The organism is Nocardioides sp. Root1257, from assembly GCF_001425175.1.
GTDB lineage: Bacteria > Actinomycetota > Actinomycetes > Propionibacteriales > Nocardioidaceae > Nocardioides.
In genome coordinates, this window is sequence record NZ_LMDV01000010.1 from 240,610 (window position 1) to 256,104 (window position 15,495).

14 protein-coding genes and 1 tRNA gene are annotated in these 15,495 nt (G+C 71.5%); 6 read left to right on the forward strand and 9 right to left on the reverse strand.

The window, feature by feature from the left end:
* Complete coding sequence (locus ASC77_RS20130; RefSeq protein WP_056157066.1) at positions 1 to 1,422, reverse strand: MFS transporter; 1,422 nt, start codon at positions 1,420 to 1,422, stop codon at positions 1 to 3.
* 87 nt (positions 1,423 to 1,509) lie between these two features.
* Between ASC77_RS20130 and ASC77_RS20135 the strand changes: the two genes are divergently transcribed.
* The 3 genes from ASC77_RS20135 to ASC77_RS20145 are packed head-to-tail and all read left to right on the forward strand — an operon-like array spanning position 1,510 to position 2,801.
* The gene (locus ASC77_RS20135; protein WP_200945064.1) at positions 1,510 to 1,965 is read left to right on the forward strand and encodes a MarR family winged helix-turn-helix transcriptional regulator; all 456 of its coding nucleotides are present in this window, start codon (positions 1,510 to 1,512) and stop codon (positions 1,963 to 1,965) included.
* 22 nt (positions 1,966 to 1,987) lie between these two features.
* Positions 1,988 to 2,452: a PTS sugar transporter subunit IIA gene (locus ASC77_RS20140; RefSeq protein ID WP_056157071.1), complete on the forward strand. Its 465-nt coding sequence runs from the start codon at positions 1,988 to 1,990 to the stop codon at positions 2,450 to 2,452.
* A gap of 40 nt (positions 2,453 to 2,492) precedes the next feature.
* Positions 2,493 to 2,801, forward strand: coding sequence for a lipopolysaccharide assembly LapA domain-containing protein (locus ASC77_RS20145; RefSeq protein ID WP_056157073.1), 309 nt, complete (start codon positions 2,493 to 2,495; stop codon positions 2,799 to 2,801).
* Here ASC77_RS20145 and ASC77_RS20150 read toward each other — a convergent pair.
* Positions 2,798 to 3,415 carry an alpha/beta hydrolase gene (locus tag ASC77_RS20150; protein WP_056157075.1) on the reverse strand — a complete coding sequence of 206 codons (618 nt, stop codon included), beginning with the start codon at positions 3,413 to 3,415 and terminating at the stop codon, positions 2,798 to 2,800. The two genes, ASC77_RS20145 and ASC77_RS20150, sit on opposite strands and share 4 nt — an antisense overlap.
* A 221-nt stretch (positions 3,416 to 3,636) precedes the next feature.
* Here ASC77_RS20150 and ASC77_RS27815 point away from each other — a divergent pair, with 221 nt between their 5' ends.
* Together ASC77_RS27815 and ASC77_RS20160 are read left to right on the forward strand one after the other, a co-directional pair.
* Entirely contained in the window at positions 3,637 to 4,434 is a 798-nt protein-coding gene (locus ASC77_RS27815; protein WP_056157077.1) for a M23 family metallopeptidase, read from the forward strand.
* Positions 4,435 to 4,448: 14 nt separating this feature from the next.
* A complete protein-coding gene (locus ASC77_RS20160) occupies positions 4,449 to 5,150 on the forward strand; it encodes a hypothetical protein (RefSeq protein WP_056157079.1) in 702 nt (233 codons plus the stop codon).
* Between the two features lie 7 nt (positions 5,151 to 5,157).
* On the opposite strand, the gene ASC77_RS20165 is transcribed toward ASC77_RS20160, so the two are convergent.
* Positions 5,158 to 5,233: transfer RNA gene (locus ASC77_RS20165), tRNA-Thr, on the reverse strand.
* Between the two features lie 509 nt (positions 5,234 to 5,742).
* Here ASC77_RS20165 and ASC77_RS20175 point away from each other — a divergent pair.
* A complete protein-coding gene (locus ASC77_RS20175) occupies positions 5,743 to 6,660 on the forward strand; it encodes a LysR family transcriptional regulator (RefSeq protein WP_056157260.1) in 918 nt (305 codons plus the stop codon).
* 24 nt (positions 6,661 to 6,684) lie between these two features.
* Here the strand turns inward: ASC77_RS20175 and ASC77_RS20180 are convergent, their stop codons facing one another.
* From ASC77_RS20180 to ASC77_RS20205, 6 genes are read right to left on the reverse strand one after another with little or no spacing between them, the layout of a single operon-like run.
* Positions 6,685 to 9,015: an arylsulfatase gene (locus ASC77_RS20180; protein ID WP_056157083.1), complete on the reverse strand. Its 2,331-nt coding sequence runs from the start codon at positions 9,013 to 9,015 to the stop codon at positions 6,685 to 6,687.
* Positions 9,016 to 9,037: 22 nt separating this feature from the next.
* Complete coding sequence (locus tag ASC77_RS20185; RefSeq protein ID WP_056157085.1) at positions 9,038 to 10,702, reverse strand: dipeptide ABC transporter ATP-binding protein; 1,665 nt, start codon at positions 10,700 to 10,702, stop codon at positions 9,038 to 9,040.
* A gap of 20 nt (positions 10,703 to 10,722) precedes the next feature.
* Positions 10,723 to 11,607, reverse strand: a complete 885-nt coding sequence (locus tag ASC77_RS20190; RefSeq protein WP_056157089.1) for an ABC transporter permease — start codon at positions 11,605 to 11,607, stop codon at positions 10,723 to 10,725.
* Between the two features lies 1 nt (position 11,608).
* Positions 11,609 to 12,568, reverse strand: a complete 960-nt coding sequence (locus tag ASC77_RS20195; protein ID WP_056157091.1) for an ABC transporter permease — start codon at positions 12,566 to 12,568, stop codon at positions 11,609 to 11,611.
* Positions 12,569 to 12,579: 11 nt separating this feature from the next.
* Entirely contained in the window at positions 12,580 to 14,151 is a 1,572-nt protein-coding gene (locus tag ASC77_RS20200; RefSeq protein ID WP_200945066.1) for an ABC transporter substrate-binding protein, read from the reverse strand.
* Between the two features lie 59 nt (positions 14,152 to 14,210).
* The gene (locus tag ASC77_RS20205; RefSeq protein WP_156391201.1) at positions 14,211 to 15,398 is read right to left on the reverse strand and encodes an ROK family transcriptional regulator; all 1,188 of its coding nucleotides are present in this window, start codon (positions 15,396 to 15,398) and stop codon (positions 14,211 to 14,213) included.
* Between the last annotated feature and the right edge of the window lie 97 nt (positions 15,399 to 15,495).

Consider the following 15,495-nt stretch of genomic DNA (forward strand, 5'->3'; position numbering starts at 1 on the left):
TCAGGCCTGCTCGGACCTCGGGATGGTCAGGGCCACCGCCCCGCCCAGGAACGCCGCGAAGGTGGCGACGAGGAAGCAGGCCTTGAACGCGCCCTCGGTCGGGATGCCGAGCGCCGAGGTCTGGCCGGTGAGCACGGTCGCCATCACGGCGGAGGCGACGGTCGTGCCGACCGACCGCATCAGGGCGTTGATCCCGACCGCCGAGCCCGCCTCGTTCATCGGGACGGCGTTCATGATCAGCGTGGGCATCGCGGCGTAGCCGATGCCGACGCCGGCGCCGCAGATCAGCGTCGCGATCAGGATCTGCCACGGCGCGGACATCAGGAAGAACGAGAGCAGGTAGCCGCCGCCGAGCACCGCGGCGCCGAGTGCGAGTGCGTACTTCGCGCCGAAGGTGCGCATCAGCCAGCTGGCGAACGGCGCGAGCGCCAGCATCATCAGGCCGCTCGGCGCCATCCAGAGCCCGGCCGCGAGGACCGACTGGCCGAGTCCGTAGCCCGTCGCCTCCGGCAGCTGGAGGAGCTGCGGGAAGACGATCGCCTGCGCCATCATCCCGAAGCCGATGGCCAGGGCGGCGATGTTGGTCAGCAGGACCGGGCGGCGCGAGGTGACGCGGAGGTCGCAGAGCGGCTCCGTACGGCGCAGCTCGTACCAGCCCCAGGCCAGGAGCACGAGGACGCCCACGACGATCGCCCCGACGGTGCGAGGCGAGCCCCAGCCCCACGTGTTGCCCTTGGTGATGCCCACCAGGGTGGTGACCAGACCGACGGTCAGCCCGAGCGCGCCGCCGAAGTCGAAGGTGCCCGGGTGGCCGTCGTGCACGTGCGGCACGAGGAACCAGGAGCCGAGCCCGACCAGCACGGCCAGGCCGGTGGCGACCCAGAAGAGCGTGTGCCAGTCGCCGGTCTGGACGATCCAGGCGGAGAGCGGCAGACCGATCGCGCCACCGACGCCGAGGGTCGCGCTCATGGCGGCGACGGCCGTGGTCGCCATCGCCGGCGGGACGACCTCGCGCATCAGGCTGATGCCGACCGGGATGAAGCCCATCGCCAGGCCCTGGAGGCCGCGGCCGGCGATGACGGGGACCAGGGTGTCGGACAGGGCGCAGACCAGCGAGCCCGCGAGCATCAGGACGGAGCTGCCGACCAGCACCCGCTGCTTGCCGAAGAGGTCGCCGAGGCGACCCGCGATCGGCATCGCGACCGCGGCGCCGAGGAGGGTGATGGTGACGACCCAGGAGGCGTTGGCCGCGGAGGTGCCGAGGAACTGGGGCAGCTCGCTCTGGATCGGGATCACCAGGGTCTGCATCAGCGCGACGCTCATGCCGGCGAAGCACAGGAAGATGACCGTCATCAGCGCCGACGAGCGGTCCTGCTCGACGAGCGGGTCCGCGTCGTTCGCGGTCTTCACGGTGTCGGTCACGCGTCCTCCAAGGCTGTGGTGGCCCGGTGTGCCGAGCCTTGTGCATCTTACATATGTATCTTGCACATGGCAGGTAGCATGCGTCACATGGCCGGACCGACCCGCACCCAGCAGTCGATGCTGACCGAGCTCGCGGACGAGCTGATGCGGGTGGGGCGTCGGCGGCACGTGAACGTCGAGGGCACCGAGCTGGACATGTCGGCGTTCAAGGTGCTCTGGGTGCTCTCCGACGACCGGCCACGCACGCTGCGCGAGCTCGCCGAGGAGCTCGACCTCGAGCTGTCCACGATCAACCGCCAGGTCAACGCGGCCGTCCGCGCGGGCCTGCTGGAGCGCTTCTCCGTGCCCGACGGTCCGAGCAGGCCGGTGCGCCCCACCGCCGAGGGCCGCCGGCTCTACGAGCACGACTCGGCGATCCACGCCGACCTCTACCGCTCGGTACTGGCCGAGATGGGCGCCGACCAGGTGCGCGAGCTGGCGCACGGCCTGCGCGCGTTCAACGACGCCTACGAACGCCGGGCACCTCGACGCACCCGGGACTGAACCCCGTAGGCTCGGACCTGCCATGAACACTTCCTCGCCGGTCAGCACCCCCGACATCGCCAGCCTCGACCAGGACCTCGGCGCCGACGGCGCCGCCGTCATCCGCTCGCTCGCCGGGCTCCTGCACGACGCCGGGCGGATCAGCGACGTCGACGTCTTCGTCGACGCAGCCCTGGCCCGCGAGGCGCTCGGCTCGACCGTCCTCCCGGGCGGGCTCGCGATGCCCCACGCCCGCAGCCACGCCGTCTCGACCTCGTCGGTCGCCGTGGCCCGGCTCGCCGAGCCGGTCACGTTCTCCTCCGGGTCCGAGCCGGTCCGGCTCGTCCTGCTGATCGCCGCGCCGGGCGACGACTCCGCGGGCTACCTGGCCCTGCTCCAGAAGATCGCCACGGCGTGCGTGAAGTTCGGCTTCGTCTCCGACCTCTCCGACGCTCGGACGCCGGAGGCCCTGGCCGAGCTCGTCAACCAGGCCGTCGGGTCCCGCTGACCCACGGCGTACGCCGCGACCGATCGGGTACTGCCCGGTCATGGCCGACCCCGCACCGCCCCCGGAGACCGAGCACGAGCCGACTCCCCCGAGCCCGAAGGACCCGCTGCGCCGGTCGCGGACCAGCGGCGCGTTCGTGGCGGTCGTCGCCCTGGCGCTGCTGCTGGTCCTGCTGATCATCTTCATCGCCCAGAACACCCAGGACGTGCACGTCTCGTTCCTCGCCTGGGACGGCACGACACCCCTCGCGGTCGCCCTGATGATCGCCGCGGTCGCCGGCATCCTGCTGACCGCCGTCGCCGGCCTGCTGAGGATCTGGCAGCTGCGCCGACGGGTGCGCCGTACCTAGGCGATCGTGGTCAGCGACGCCAGCACGAAGTCCGTCGCGAGCCGCTCGAAGGCGGACCCGCGACGCAGCATCGCGTGCTTGCCGCCCTCGACGGGGACGAACTCCACCTCGGTCGTCTGCCCGATCGCCTCGGCCACGACGCGCGCCCGCTCCGGGTCGGCGACCCGGTCGTCGGTGCCGTGCACGACCAGCACCCGCCGACCTCGGAGGTCGGCGCGATCCGTCGGGTAGACCCACGGGTTGAGGGCGACCACGACGCGCACGCCGTCGAGGCTGCCGGCCAGCAGCGCCGCACGCCCCCCGAGCGAGTGCCCGACCAGGCCGATCGGCACGTCGCCGTACCGCTGCCGCACCTCGGCGATCGCTCCGGCGACGTCGTCGATCGGCGTGTGCGTCATGTCCCAGCCCCGGTGCGAGTTCAGCAGCCGGAGCACGGCCACCCGCCCGCGACCGGCGCGGGCGATGCGGCGCGCGAGCGGCACCATCCGCAGCACGGACAGCTGCGCGGGGTGCACGGCGGTGCGCCCCGGGCGGGCGGCGCCGCCGTGCAGGAGCAGCACGACCGCCTCCGGTCGCTCCGGCGCGTACGTCGTGATCAGGCGGCTCGCGGACACGCGACCAGTGTGTCCGAGCCCTGGTGGCCGGGCGGCCGCGCGGGAGTTTCCTCAAGACCTCCTCAAGACTGGGTCGAGAGGCTTCCCGGACGGCGTACCTCCGCCTAGAGTTCTGTTCGACCCGCTGGAGACCCGAGACTCCAGCGGGTCACTTACATTTCGGGCGCACCATCCCCACTTTGGGTCTGCCGATTGGCAGGTGATCGGCGCCATGCTCGGACATGGTCACTCCACTCGCTCCGAAGCTGATGCAGCTGGGCACGACGTGGCGGTACAGCGATCACAGCCTCCACGCGGCCTACGACTACCCCGTGCCGGTCGGCACGACGGCGAGAGCCGTCCGCGACGGCACGGTCCTCGCGACCCATGACGGCGTCCACAACAACGTCCCGCCGGACCACGGCTTCTCCGGCGCCCCGGTCAACTTCGTGCTGCTGGGCAGCACCTACCAGGGCAGACCGATCTCGATCCTCTACATGCACCTGTCTCCTGGCCTCAGCGTCAAGCCGGGCCAGCAGGTGACGGCCGGCCAGAAGATCGGCAAGTCCGGCAACTCGGGCCACAGCTTCGGCCCGCACCTCCACGTCGCCGTGATGTTCGGGCACCACGACGAGGGGAGCAAGTTCGCCTACCTGAGCGGCATCCCGCACGACGAGTCGCCGCCGAAGAAGGTCGCCTCGAACGGCGTGACGATCTACCCGCCCAACCAGGTCTACGGCCGCGCCAAGCCCGGCCCCTTCGACTCGGGGACCGTCATCGTCGACGAGCTCCACTTCGACGTGCGCGACTCCGACAGCGTCCGTCGACTCCAGCAGCGGCTCAACCACATCAGCCTCGACCGCGGCGTCGAGCTGCCGGTCACCGGCAACTACCTGAAGATGACCCGCGACGAGGTCCGGAAGTGGCAGATCCAGAAGGACGGTGCCGCCCCCGGCAGCGAGGCCGCTGACGGGAACCTCGGGCCGCTGCAGGCCAGGAAGCTCTTCCCGAAGGCCTACCGCGTGCAGGACCACGCCTGACGAGAGGAAGAGCCATGGGACTCACCGTCCTGCACGCTCCGTTGCACGCCCCCTCGGCCCGTCAGCGCCCGGCGGTCGTGACCCGGGAGATCCGCAAGCACCAGGCCACGATGGTCGGCCTGACCGAGGCCTACGGGATCCTGCCCGCCCTCGGCCGGATGCGCGACTACCGGCTCGTCGTCGAGAGCGGGGGCAGGGACCGCCGCCGGGGCCAGAAGGACAACCCGATCCTGATCCGCACCAAGATGCGGTCCCTCGGATCCGGGCAGGTCCTCGGCTGCGACGCCGCGACCCCGGTCCGGATTGCGCCCGAGCGGTGGTTCACCTACTCCGCCTTCGACGTCCCGGACGTCGGCGCCGTCTGTCACGTCGTGCTCCACCCGCACGCGTCCGTCCAGGACAAGGCCAGCGGACTGCTGCGCACCGACAACGACCGCGCCCGCGAGTACGGCCGCCAGATGAAGGGCCTCGAGGCGATGCTCGACTTCGCGGCCGCCGTCGGCTGGCGGGTCGTGGTGACCGGGGACATGAACTTCCGCGACCACGGCGCCGACCCACGCTCGCCGTACGACATCCTGCGCGCGCACGGCCTCAAGGTCGTGTCCCACGGCATCGACTGCATCGCCTTTGCGCCGGCCCTCGACCTGAAGGTCGACGAGGTCGGTGTCCCGTCCTCGATCACCGACCACCCGTGGCTGGTGGGCCGGAGCGGGTGAGAGGTAGTGGAGCCGCCTGTCAGAATCGAACTGACGACCTTCTCATTACGAGTGAGATGCTCTACCGACTGAGCTAAGGCGGCGTGCTGTCCGTCGTACCGACCGGGCAACCCGAGGAAGTATAGGGAAGGGCGAGCCCGGTCGCGAAACCGGCGCCGCTCTCCGCGTTCGGGCCGGAAATGCACGATGCCCGGATCGCACAGATCCGGGCATGCGGCCCCCGTCCGGGCGACGAACGCGACTACGTCGTCAGGCGGGTTGTCCTGGTGAGCCGGTGGCTCAGGCGGCGAGGACGACCTTCTCGGTGGAGACGGCCTTCTTGCCGGTGACCAGCGTCTGGTCGGCGCCGCACCAGCAGGTGAAGGCGACGACGATGCCGTGGTCGGTGTTGCTCATGGAGGTCACCTGGCTCGGGAAGATGAGCTGACGCTTCTGGCACGCGGTGCACTGGTGGTCGAACATGGTGACCTCACTCTCGGGTTGCGGGACGGGGCTCCTGCCACCGTCGATGACTCAATTCTCCGACAGGTGTAGACATAGGGGTAGCCTTAGTTTCCTTCGGAAACCGAAGGCAAGTCCTAGGGATGTGATCGTGCTCTCGCTGCACCAGCTCACCTGCTTCCTCGCCACCTACGAGCACGGCTCGCTCACCGGCGCAGCGGAGCAGCTCGGCTACGCCCAGCCCTCGGTCTCCGAGCAGATCCGGGCCCTCGAGAAGTCGCTCGGCGTGCAGCTCTTCCGCCGGGTCGGGCGCGGCGTCGTGCCCACCACGGTCGCCGACACCCTGCGCCCGCACGCCGAGCGGGTGCTCGCGGCGGTCGAGGACGCGCAGCAGTCGGTACGCCGGGTGAAGAGCTTCGAGACCGGGACCATCCGGTTCGGGATGTTCGGCACCGCGCGCCTGTACGCCGGGGCGGGGCTGGTCGCCGACGTGCTGTCCCGCTACCCGGGCGTGCGGGTCGAGCTGATCGGCCAGAACTCGACGGACGTGCAGGAGGACCTGCGCCGGGGCCGGATCGAGGCCGCGATGATCGCCGTACCGTCGGTCAACAGCGAGGGCTTCGAGGTCACCCCGGTCGCGCGCGACGAGCTCGTCTACATCAGCCGCGACCCGGCCCGGCTCGAGTCGCCGGTGACCGCGCACCGGCTGGCTCTCGCCTCGCTCGTGATGCCCGAGACGACCTGGCGCGCGGACGACTCGACCCGCAAGGTGCTGCGCCAGATGCTGCACGAGACCGGTCGCAACCCGCAGACCCGGATCGAGGTCGAGGACGTCGAGACCGCGGTCGAGCTGGTCGGCATGGGCTACTCCGACTCGGTGATCCCCAAGGGTGCGGCCGTCCAGCTGCTCCCCCGACTGGCACCGGAGGCCGGCTGGGTGTCGCTGCGGCCGCGTCAGTACGACACGTTCGCGATCGTGCACCGCGCCGGCGCGACCCTCTCCCCCGCCGCCCAGCTGATGATCCAGCTGGCGACCACCCGGATCCAGGCGATCGCCGACCCGTTGTGAGCGGGTCGGCGCTGCCCGGCGTCGTCAGTGGGTGACCAGGTGTGCCTTCAGGAGCTGGTCGTCGGTGGGAGTGAGGGCGTCGTCGCCGGCCTGGAGGTCGACGTGGTGGAGCGCGCCGGTGAACGGGAAGCCGGTGCCTGAGCCGTAGTCCGTCGTGACCGGCGTGCCACGGTCGAGTCCGACGTCGAGGGTCTGGTCCATCGAGAAGAAGAACGGCAGGGTCCGCTCGACCCGACCGGTGCCGACCTTCTCGCCGTCCAGCACCAGCTGCACGTCGCCTCCGCGGCCGAGGCCACCGCCGTCGTACGTGAAGAGGACCTCGGCGACGTGGGTGCCGGCGGCCACCGGCGCGGCGGCCCGCACGTGCGTGACCGTCACGGCACCGAAGTTGTAGGCGTAGGTGAGCAGTCCGTCCTTCACGTAGAGCGACCAGCCGCCGAAGCCGCCGCCCTGCGCGACGAGGACACCCTCCGTGCCGGTGCCGGACGAGAAGGTCGCCCGGATCGCGAAGGACGTGTTCTTCAGGCTGGGCACGGCGTCCTCGCGCAGCCGGCCGGCGCCAGGCAGCAGCCGGATGGACCGCGGCGGCGCGGGGCGCCCGGCAGTCCGGGCGTCGAAGCGGCCCGAGAGCTGGTCGTCCATCGGCAGCACGTGGTTGCGGCGCGCCTCGCTGAGGAAGAGCGCCTGCAGCTCGGCCAGCAGCTCGGGCTGCTCCGCGGCGACGTCGCGCGCCTGGGTCCAGTCGGTGCGGGTGTCGTAGAGCTCCCACCGGTCCTCGGACAGGCTCGGGGTGTCGGTCTGGGCGGTCGCCCAGGGCGTCTTGTGCTTGGCCACCGCCGTCCAGCCCTCGTGGTAGATCCCACGGTTGCCGAACATCTCGAAGTACTGCGTGGTGTGCCGCTCCGGTGCTCCTGCGTCGTTGAAGGAGTACCGGAACGACACACCGTCCAGGGGTTGCTGCTCGACGCCGTCGACCACCGCCGGCACGGGCACGCCGGCCGTCTCGAGGAGCGTCGGGAGCACGTCGACGACGTGGTGCCACTGGTGGCGGACCTCGCCGCGCGCCTCGATGCCCTCCGGCCAGTGCACGACCAGCCCGTTGCGGGTGCCGCCGTAGTGGGAGGCGACCTGCTTGGTCCACTGGTACGGCGTGTCCATCGCGACCGCCCAGCCCACCGGGTAGTGCACGTAGCTCTCCGGGGTGCCGACCTTGTCGAGCTCGCTCGCGATCCGGGCCGTGTCGTCGTCGATCCCGTTGAGACGCAGCGTCTCGTTGAGGGTGCCCTCGATGCCGCCCTCGGCCGAGGCCCCGTTGTCGCCCAGGACGTAGAGGATGATGGTGTTGTCGAGCTCGCCCGACTCCCGCAGCGACTCGACCAGCCGGCCGACCTGGGCGTCCGTGTGCTCGGCGAAGGCGGCGTACACCTCCATGAGCCGCTCGGCCACCTCGCGGTCGGCGTCGGAGATCTCGTCCCAGTGCGGCACGCCGGGCGTCCATGGTGCCAGCTCGGCGTCGGGTGGGACGACGCCGAGCTCCTGCTGGCGGCGCAGGGTGCGCTCGCGCTGCTCGTCCCAGCCGTGCGCGAACTCGCCGCGGTACTTGTCGGCCCAGCCCTCGGGCACCTGGAACGGCGCGTGCGTCGCACCGAAGGCCAGGTAGCAGAACCAGGGCTTGTCCGGAGCGTGCGTGCGTACGTCGCGCACCCAGCCCTGCGCCCGGTCGACCAGGTCCTCCGACAGGTGGTAGCCCTCGGCGGCCGTCCTCGGCGGGTCGACGAACGTCGTCCCCTCGACCAGGGTCGGCTCGAACTGGCTGGCCTCACCGCCGAGGAAGCCGTAGAAGCGGTCGAAGCCCTCGCGGGTCGGCCAGCGGTCGAACGGCCCGGCCGCGGTCTGCTCCCACGACGGGGTCTGGTGCCACTTGCCGAAGGCACCGGTCGCGTAGCCGTTGTAGGAGAGCGTCTGTGCGAGCGTGCCGGCGCTGAGCGGACGGGTCGCGTCGTACCCCGGGCGCCCGGTGGAGATCTCGACGACGGTGCCCATGCCGACGGCGTGGTGGTTGCGCCCGGTCATCAGCGCGGCGCGGGTCGGCGAGCAGAGGGCCGTCGTGTGGAAGCGGGTGTAGCGCAGCCCGTCGTCGGCGAGCTGCTCGGCGACCGGCATCCGGCACGGCCCGCCGAACGCGGACGATGCGCCGAAGCCCATGTCGTCGAGCAGGATCACCAGGACGTTCGGCGCGCCCTCGGGTGCCTGCGCGAGCGGCCGGTGCGGCAGCGCCTCGCTCTGGTCGCGGACGTCGACGGCCGCAGAGTACGTCGGACGGGTGCCGTCGAAGGGCAGGTGGGTGCGGTCCATGGGGCTCTCCTGAGGTGGGGGGTCACGAGGCGATGTGCTGCTCACGCAGCGCGGGCCCGGTCGCGTCCCTGACGGTCGGGTCGGGCACGGGGACGGCGGCGAGGAGCTGCCGGGTGTAGTCGTGCGTCGGGGCGCCGAAGACCCGGGCAGCCGAGCCGGACTCGACGACCCTGCCGGCACGCAGCACGGCGACCTGGTCGGCGACCTTGTTGACGACTGCGAGGTCGTGGCTGATGAAGACGCACGCGAAGCCCAGCCGCTGCTGGAGATCGGCGAACAGCTCGAGCACCTCGGCCTGCACGGACACGTCGAGCGCACTGGTCGGCTCGTCGGCGATCAGCAGCTCGGGATCAAGGGTCAGCGCCCGGGCCAGCGCGACGCGCTGACGCTGGCCGCCCGAGAGCTCGCGCGGACGGCGCCGGGCGAACGACGCGGGCAGGCGGACGGCGTCGAGCAGCTCGGTCACGCGGACGTCGCGGTCCTTGCGGCTGCCGACCGCGTGGACGTCGAGCGGCTCTCGGATCGCCTCCGCGATCGAGAACCGCGGGTCCAGCGACGCCTCGGGGTCCTGGTGGACGAAGGCCAGGCGTCGCCGCAGGTCGACCCGGCGCTGGCCGCGGGCACGGACCAGGTCCTCGCCCCCGACGCGCACCGAGCCACCGGCGAGCGGCACCAGCCCGGCGGCGAGCCGGCCGAGGGTGGTCTTGCCCGAGCCCGACTCACCGACGAGCCCGAGCACCTGCCCGCGCTCGAGGCGCAGGGTGACGCCGTCGACGGCGGGCAGCACCCGGCCGCGCATCCGCGACCCGTAGTGGACCCGCACGTCGTCGTACTCCAGAGCAGCGACAGCGTCGGCCGCCACGGCGGGTACGTCGTCGTCGGTCACGGCGTGCACGCGCTCGTCAGGCCCGGGCAGTCGCGGCACAGCGGCGAGGAGCTGGCGGGTGTAGGCGTGCCTGGGGTCGGCGAAGAGGTCGCGGGTGGCCGCCTCCTCGACGACCTCGCCCTGGCGGAGCACGACGACCCGATCGGCCAGGTGGGCGACCACCCCCATGTTGTGGGTGATGATCAGGATGCTGGTGCCGGTGCGGTCCCGGATCCGCCGGAGCAGCGCCAGGATCTCGGCCTGGACGGTCACGTCGAGCGCCGTCGTCGGCTCGTCGGCCAGCAGCAGCTCGGGCTCGTTGGCGAGCGCGAGGGCCAGGACGACGCGCTGCTTCTGACCGCCGGAGAGCTGGTGCGGGTAGTAGCCGAGCCGCTCCTCGGGGTCGGGGATCTCCACCTCGCGGAGCAGGTCGACGGCGCGTGCCCTGGCCGCCTTGCCGCGGACGCCGCCGTGGGCGCGCAGCGCCTCGCCGATCTGCCACCCGATGGTGCGCACCGGGTTGAGCGCGGTCTGCGGCTCCTGGAAGACCATCGCGACCCGGCGGCCTCGGTAGCGGATCAGCTCCGGCTCGGGCAGGCCGAGCAGCTCCTCCCCGCGGAGCCGCACCGACCCGGTCGCCTTCGCGCCGTCGGGCAGCAAGCCGATGACCGCGCGGGCGGTCATCGACTTGCCCGACCCGGACTCGCCGACGAGGGCGACGACCTCCCCCTCGTCGACGGTCACGCTCACCGACCGGACCGCCGGTCGAGGGTGGGAGAAGGAGATGGCGAGGTCGGTGACCTCGAGCAGGGGTGTGGTCACGGTCGTGCCTTCCGGATCTGTCATGCCCGGCGCGCTTCCGCCAGGGCCTGGGAGACGAGCAGCAGGCCGAGCACCAGCGCCACCACGACGGCGAGGGGGCCGACCGCGAAGAACGGGGCGTCGTACATGTTGCGGACGCCGTCGCGGATCAGGGAGCCGAGCGACGGCTGCGGCGGGCGTACACCCAGACCGAGGAAGCTCATCGCGCCCTCGATGAAGACGGCGACCGACATGGACACCGCGAGCTGGACCAGCAACGGCTCCAGCGAGTTGGGCAGCACGTGCCGCCGCAGCTGCCACAGCGAGCCCGCGCCGACGACGTGCGCAGCCTCGACGTACGGCATCTCCCGGACGGTGCGGACCGAGGTGCGGGTCAGCCGCCCGAAGACCGGGAGCTCCACGGCCACGATGACGAAGAAGACGGTGCGCAGCCCGGGGCCGACGAACGCGGTGAGCCCGATCGCCAGGATCAGCGTCGGGAAGGCGAGCACCAGGTCGAAGAGCCGCTGGGCGAGCACGTCGGTGAAGGTCCACCAGCTGGAGACCAGGCCGACCAGGATCCCGATGGCCGCGCCGATGGGTACGGCGAGGAACACGACGAGCAGGTCGGTCCGGATCCCGTAGAGGGTGCGCGACAGGATGTCGCGGTTGACCTCGTCGGTGCCGAGCCAGTGCGCGCCCGAGGGGCCGACCAGGTTGGCGCCGGGGATCTGCTCGGTCGGGCCGTGCGGCGCGAGGAGCGGCCCGAGCAGCCCGAGGGCGACCACGGCGCCGATCAGGATCAGCCCGGCCAGCCCCTTGCCGCGGCGCAGCGCGGTCCACAGGCCGGGCCGGCGGCGGGTGTCGAACTGGTCGTCGGGGTGGGTGGCCTCCGGCGCCGCGACGTCGATCAGGGACTCACTCATCTCAGGACGCTCCTCCGATGCGGACGCGCGGGTCGAGCCACGCGTGGATGACGTCGGTCAGCAGCTGGATCGCGACGAAGACGACGACCGAGAGCAGCAGCAGCACCTGCACGAGCGGGTAGTCCCGTCCGGAGATGGCCTCCTCGATCAGCCCGCCGAGACCGGGCCAGGTGAAGATCGCCTCGACGAGCACCGCGCCGCCGAGCAGGGTGCCGAACTGGATGCCGAGGACGGTGACCGCGGAGGGCAGCGCGTTGCGCAGCGCCTGGGTGAGCACGATCCGCCGCCGTGGGATGCCAAGCGCCCGGGCCGTGGTGACGTACGGCTGGCGCAGCTCGGTGCGCAGCGCCTCGGTGAGGAAGCGGGTCAGCGCCGCTCCCGCACCGAGGGCCAGGCAGACGGCCGGCAGCAGCAGGTACTGCGCGGCGATGTCGGGCCGGGCGAGGAAGCCGTCCGGCGGCGTGCCGCCGGCCGGCAGCACCGGGAAGACGACCGCGAAGAGCAGGATCAGCACCAGCCCGGTGACGAACGTCGGCAGCGCGATCGCGAGCGTGTTGCCGAACGACAGCGCTGCGTTGACCCAGCGGTTGTCGAGGACGACGGCCAGCACGCTCGCGACGAGGGCCACGATCGCGGCGAGCAGCAGCGCGGTCACGGTCAGCACGATCGTGTTGACCGCTCCGTCGGCGACCAGGTCCTTGACCTGGCCGCCGATCCGGTACGACGTACCGAAGTCGCCGTGGGCGAGCCGGCCGAGCCAGTGCACGTACTGCGTCACCAGCGGCTGGTCGAGCCCGAGGTCGGCCCGGATCGCGGCCCGCGCCTCGGGGGTCGCGTCCGGTCCGGCCAGGGAGGAGACCGGGTCGCCCGGGACCATCCGCACCAGGGCGAAGATCCCGAACGACGCGATCGCCAGCACGACCAGCGCCGACGGCAGCCGACGGAGCAGGTAGTGACCCATGTCAGCCGTCCTCAGTCCGAGAGGTACGTCGACCGGAGGTCGAGCTCGCCGCGCTTGGACATGTTCAGGCCGTGCACGGACTTCGTCTCGGCGGTCTGGAAGTGCAGCAGCGCCATCTCGATGAGGAAGAGGTTGTCGAGGAGGTCCTTGTTGAGCTTCTTGTACTCCGCGACCGCCTCCGGCGAGCTGCCGCTGTCCTGGTTCCACGCGGCGTCCGCGTGCTCCTTGTAGTCCTTCGAGACGAAGTGCGAGGCGTTCTTGTCCGCGTTGAACGGGTAGGCGCTCACCGCCAGCGTCGACGGCGTGTAGTGCGCGTAGCCGTGCTGGAGGATCCACAGGCCGCCGAAGGTGCCGCCGATGAGCTGCTTGATGAACTGGCTGTACTCCGCCGGCTGCAGCTGGGTCTTGATGCCGACGGCCTCGAGGTCGGACTGCACGATCTGGGCGACGGCCTCGTAGTTGGCGTTGCCCGCGGGGTAGGCCAACGGGATGGTCGGGCTGTCACCGAGCTGGGCGACGAGCGCCTTGGCCTTGGCGGGGTCGTACGTGTACGTCTTGTTGGCCTCGGCGTCGTACGCCGGCGAGTAGTCGGGCCACGGCAGGTTGATCGGCGTGCCCTGACCGCGGAAGACCTCGTCGACGATCCGCTCGCGGTCGATCGCGTAGGCGATCGCCTGGCGGAGCTTGACGTCCTGGAGGTCCGGGTTGGCCAGGTCGGCGCCGACGTAGATCTGCTGCACGGCGCCGTCGAAGCCGGTGACGCTGAACTTGCTGTCCTTGCCGAGCGTCTCGAGGTCGCGGTTGGACGCGCCGGTCACCAGGTCGAGCTGGCCCGACCGGAGCTGCGAGACCTGGGCCTGCGGGTCGGAGACGATGTCGACCTCGATGCCGTCGAGGTGCGGCTCGTCGCCCCAGTAGTCGGGGTTCTTGGTGAAGGTCAGCTTCGAGCTCGGGGTCCACGACTTGAAGACGAAGGGCCCGGTGCCGACGTACGCCTTGCCCGTCTTGAGCTGGTCGAAGGTCTCGCTGTCGATGATCGGCACCATGTCGAGCAGGTCGAAGATGTTGCTCAGCTTGTGGTCGAAGGTCAGCGTGATCGCGTGCGGGTCGCTGGTGTCGAAGCCGGTGATCGCCGCGGCCGTGCGCTGGAGCTGGACGGTCCACGTCGGGTCGGCCCAGGTCTTGATGCTGAACTCCACGTCCTTCGACGTGAACTCGCGACCGGTGTGGAACTTCACGTCGTCGCGGAGCTGGAGGGTGATCGAGAGCCCGTCCTTGGCCACCTGCCACGACGTCGCGAGCCGCGGCTCCGGGTCGAGGTTGTCGAGCGGGTAGTCGATCAGGCTGTCGTAGACGGCCCCGATCAGGGTGTTGGTCGCGTCGGAGGAGTTGGTGAAGATCGACGCCGGCACGATGTCGGACGTCGAGCCGATGCGCAGCGTGCCGCCGTCGCTGGGACCGGAGTCGCCACTGGCGCCACTGGCCTCGTCGACCGCCGACGAGCACGAGGACAGGACACCGACGACCAGCAGGCCGACGACGGCGAGCGCAAGGGCGTGGAGGGGACGGGTGGATCTACGCACGGGGGCGTCCTTTCGCAGGGTGGTGCATCTCGGGGAGCGGAGGATTCGGGTGGGGCAGGTCAGGCGATGACGTGCTCGGGGCACGGGACGGCGCCCTGACATCGCTCCTGCACCTGCCGGGGTACGGCGGCGAGCGGGTCGTCGTACACGGGGCCGAGCGCGATGGTCCCGGCGGCGACGGCCTGGATGCCGGCGCCGAAGCGCGTGAAGCTGGGGGTGAGCTCCGGGAGGCGGGTGGTCTCGGCGAACGAGGCGACCACCTCGTCCAGGAGCGGAGGGAAGCCGGTGAAGGCCTGGCCCACCAGGATCAGCCGGTCGGGGTCGACCATGTCGCGCACGGTCGCGGCGACCCGGCCCAGCAGCCGGGCGCGCTTGCGGAGCAGCGCCATCGCCTGCTCGGAGCCGGAGCTCGCCGCGAGGTAGACGTCCTCGATCTGGCGGCGCTCGACCAGGCCGGCGGCGTACGCCTCCTGCGCGGTCGCCTGGTCGCCGGCGCTCGCCGAGAAGCAGCCGGCGTGACCGCAGTGGCAGGGCACGTCGGTGCCGGCCGGGAAGTGGGTGAGGCTGCCGACGCGGGAGACCTCGACCTGGACGTCGCGGTCGACGGCCATCACGAAGCCGGCCGAGTTGCGGGCGTAGACGTAGGTCGTGATGCCGCCGGTGCCGTGCCGGCGGTGGATGAACTCCGCGGCGGCGACGGCCGCGATGTGGTCGGCCGTCGTCACGTCGAGCCCGAGCAGCTCCTCGAGGGCCGCGCCGGTGGTCCGGGCATCCAGGCCGAGGTCGCGCCAGGGCGCCACCAGCCCCGCTGCGAGGGGCACCCGGCCAGGCGAGGTCGCGAGCAGGTCGGCCGCCAGCCGGGCGATCAGGCCCAGGTCCAGCGGGGCACCCAGCGGGTGCGGCCGCGACTCGCTGGCCACGACGCGGCCCCCGAGGTCGCACAGCGCGACCGTGGTCTCGAGCACGCCCTGGTGGACGCCCACGACGACGTACGTCGTGGGGTCGATCTCGACGGGCGTCCCCGGTCTGCCGACGACGCCGGCGGGGATCAGGTCGCGGCGCTCGCGCACCACGCCGGCGTTGCTGAGCGACGTCACGGCGCGGGCGATCGTGGCCCCGCTCAGGTCGGTGGCGCGGGCGAGCTGGTCGCGGGCGAGCGGTCCGGCGCCGCGGAGCTCCTCGAGGACGCGCGTCGCCGCCGAGGCGAGCCTGCCCCGGGAGACGACGACCATCGGCGAACGCTGCACCCCGCACCCCTTCTCGAACCCGGATCAATGTCGAGTGACTTGATTGACTATAAGGATTAATAGTCGATGTGAGACGCGGTCTCAAACTCCGACGCGC

Bases quoted from the DNA above. Each gene is read 5' to 3' on its own strand.
- ASC77_RS20135 (WP_200945064.1), top strand. From the start codon at position 1,510: ATGGCCGGACCGACCCGCACCCAGCAGTCGATGCTGACCGAGCTCGCG.
- ASC77_RS20140 (WP_056157071.1), top strand. From the start codon at position 1,988: ATGAACACTTCCTCGCCGGTCAGCACCCCCGACATCGCCAGCCTCGAC.
- ASC77_RS20145 (WP_056157073.1), top strand. From the start codon at position 2,493: ATGGCCGACCCCGCACCGCCCCCGGAGACCGAGCACGAGCCGACTCCC.
- ASC77_RS27815 (WP_056157077.1), top strand. From the start codon at position 3,637: ATGGTCACTCCACTCGCTCCGAAGCTGATGCAGCTGGGCACGACGTGG.
- ASC77_RS20160 (WP_056157079.1), top strand. From the start codon at position 4,449: ATGGGACTCACCGTCCTGCACGCTCCGTTGCACGCCCCCTCGGCCCGT.
- ASC77_RS20180 (WP_056157083.1), bottom strand. From the start codon at position 9,015: ATGGACCGCACCCACCTGCCCTTCGACGGCACCCGTCCGACGTACTCT.
- ASC77_RS20190 (WP_056157089.1), bottom strand. From the start codon at position 11,607: ATGAGTGAGTCCCTGATCGACGTCGCGGCGCCGGAGGCCACCCACCCC.
- ASC77_RS20195 (WP_056157091.1), bottom strand. From the start codon at position 12,568: ATGGGTCACTACCTGCTCCGTCGGCTGCCGTCGGCGCTGGTCGTGCTG.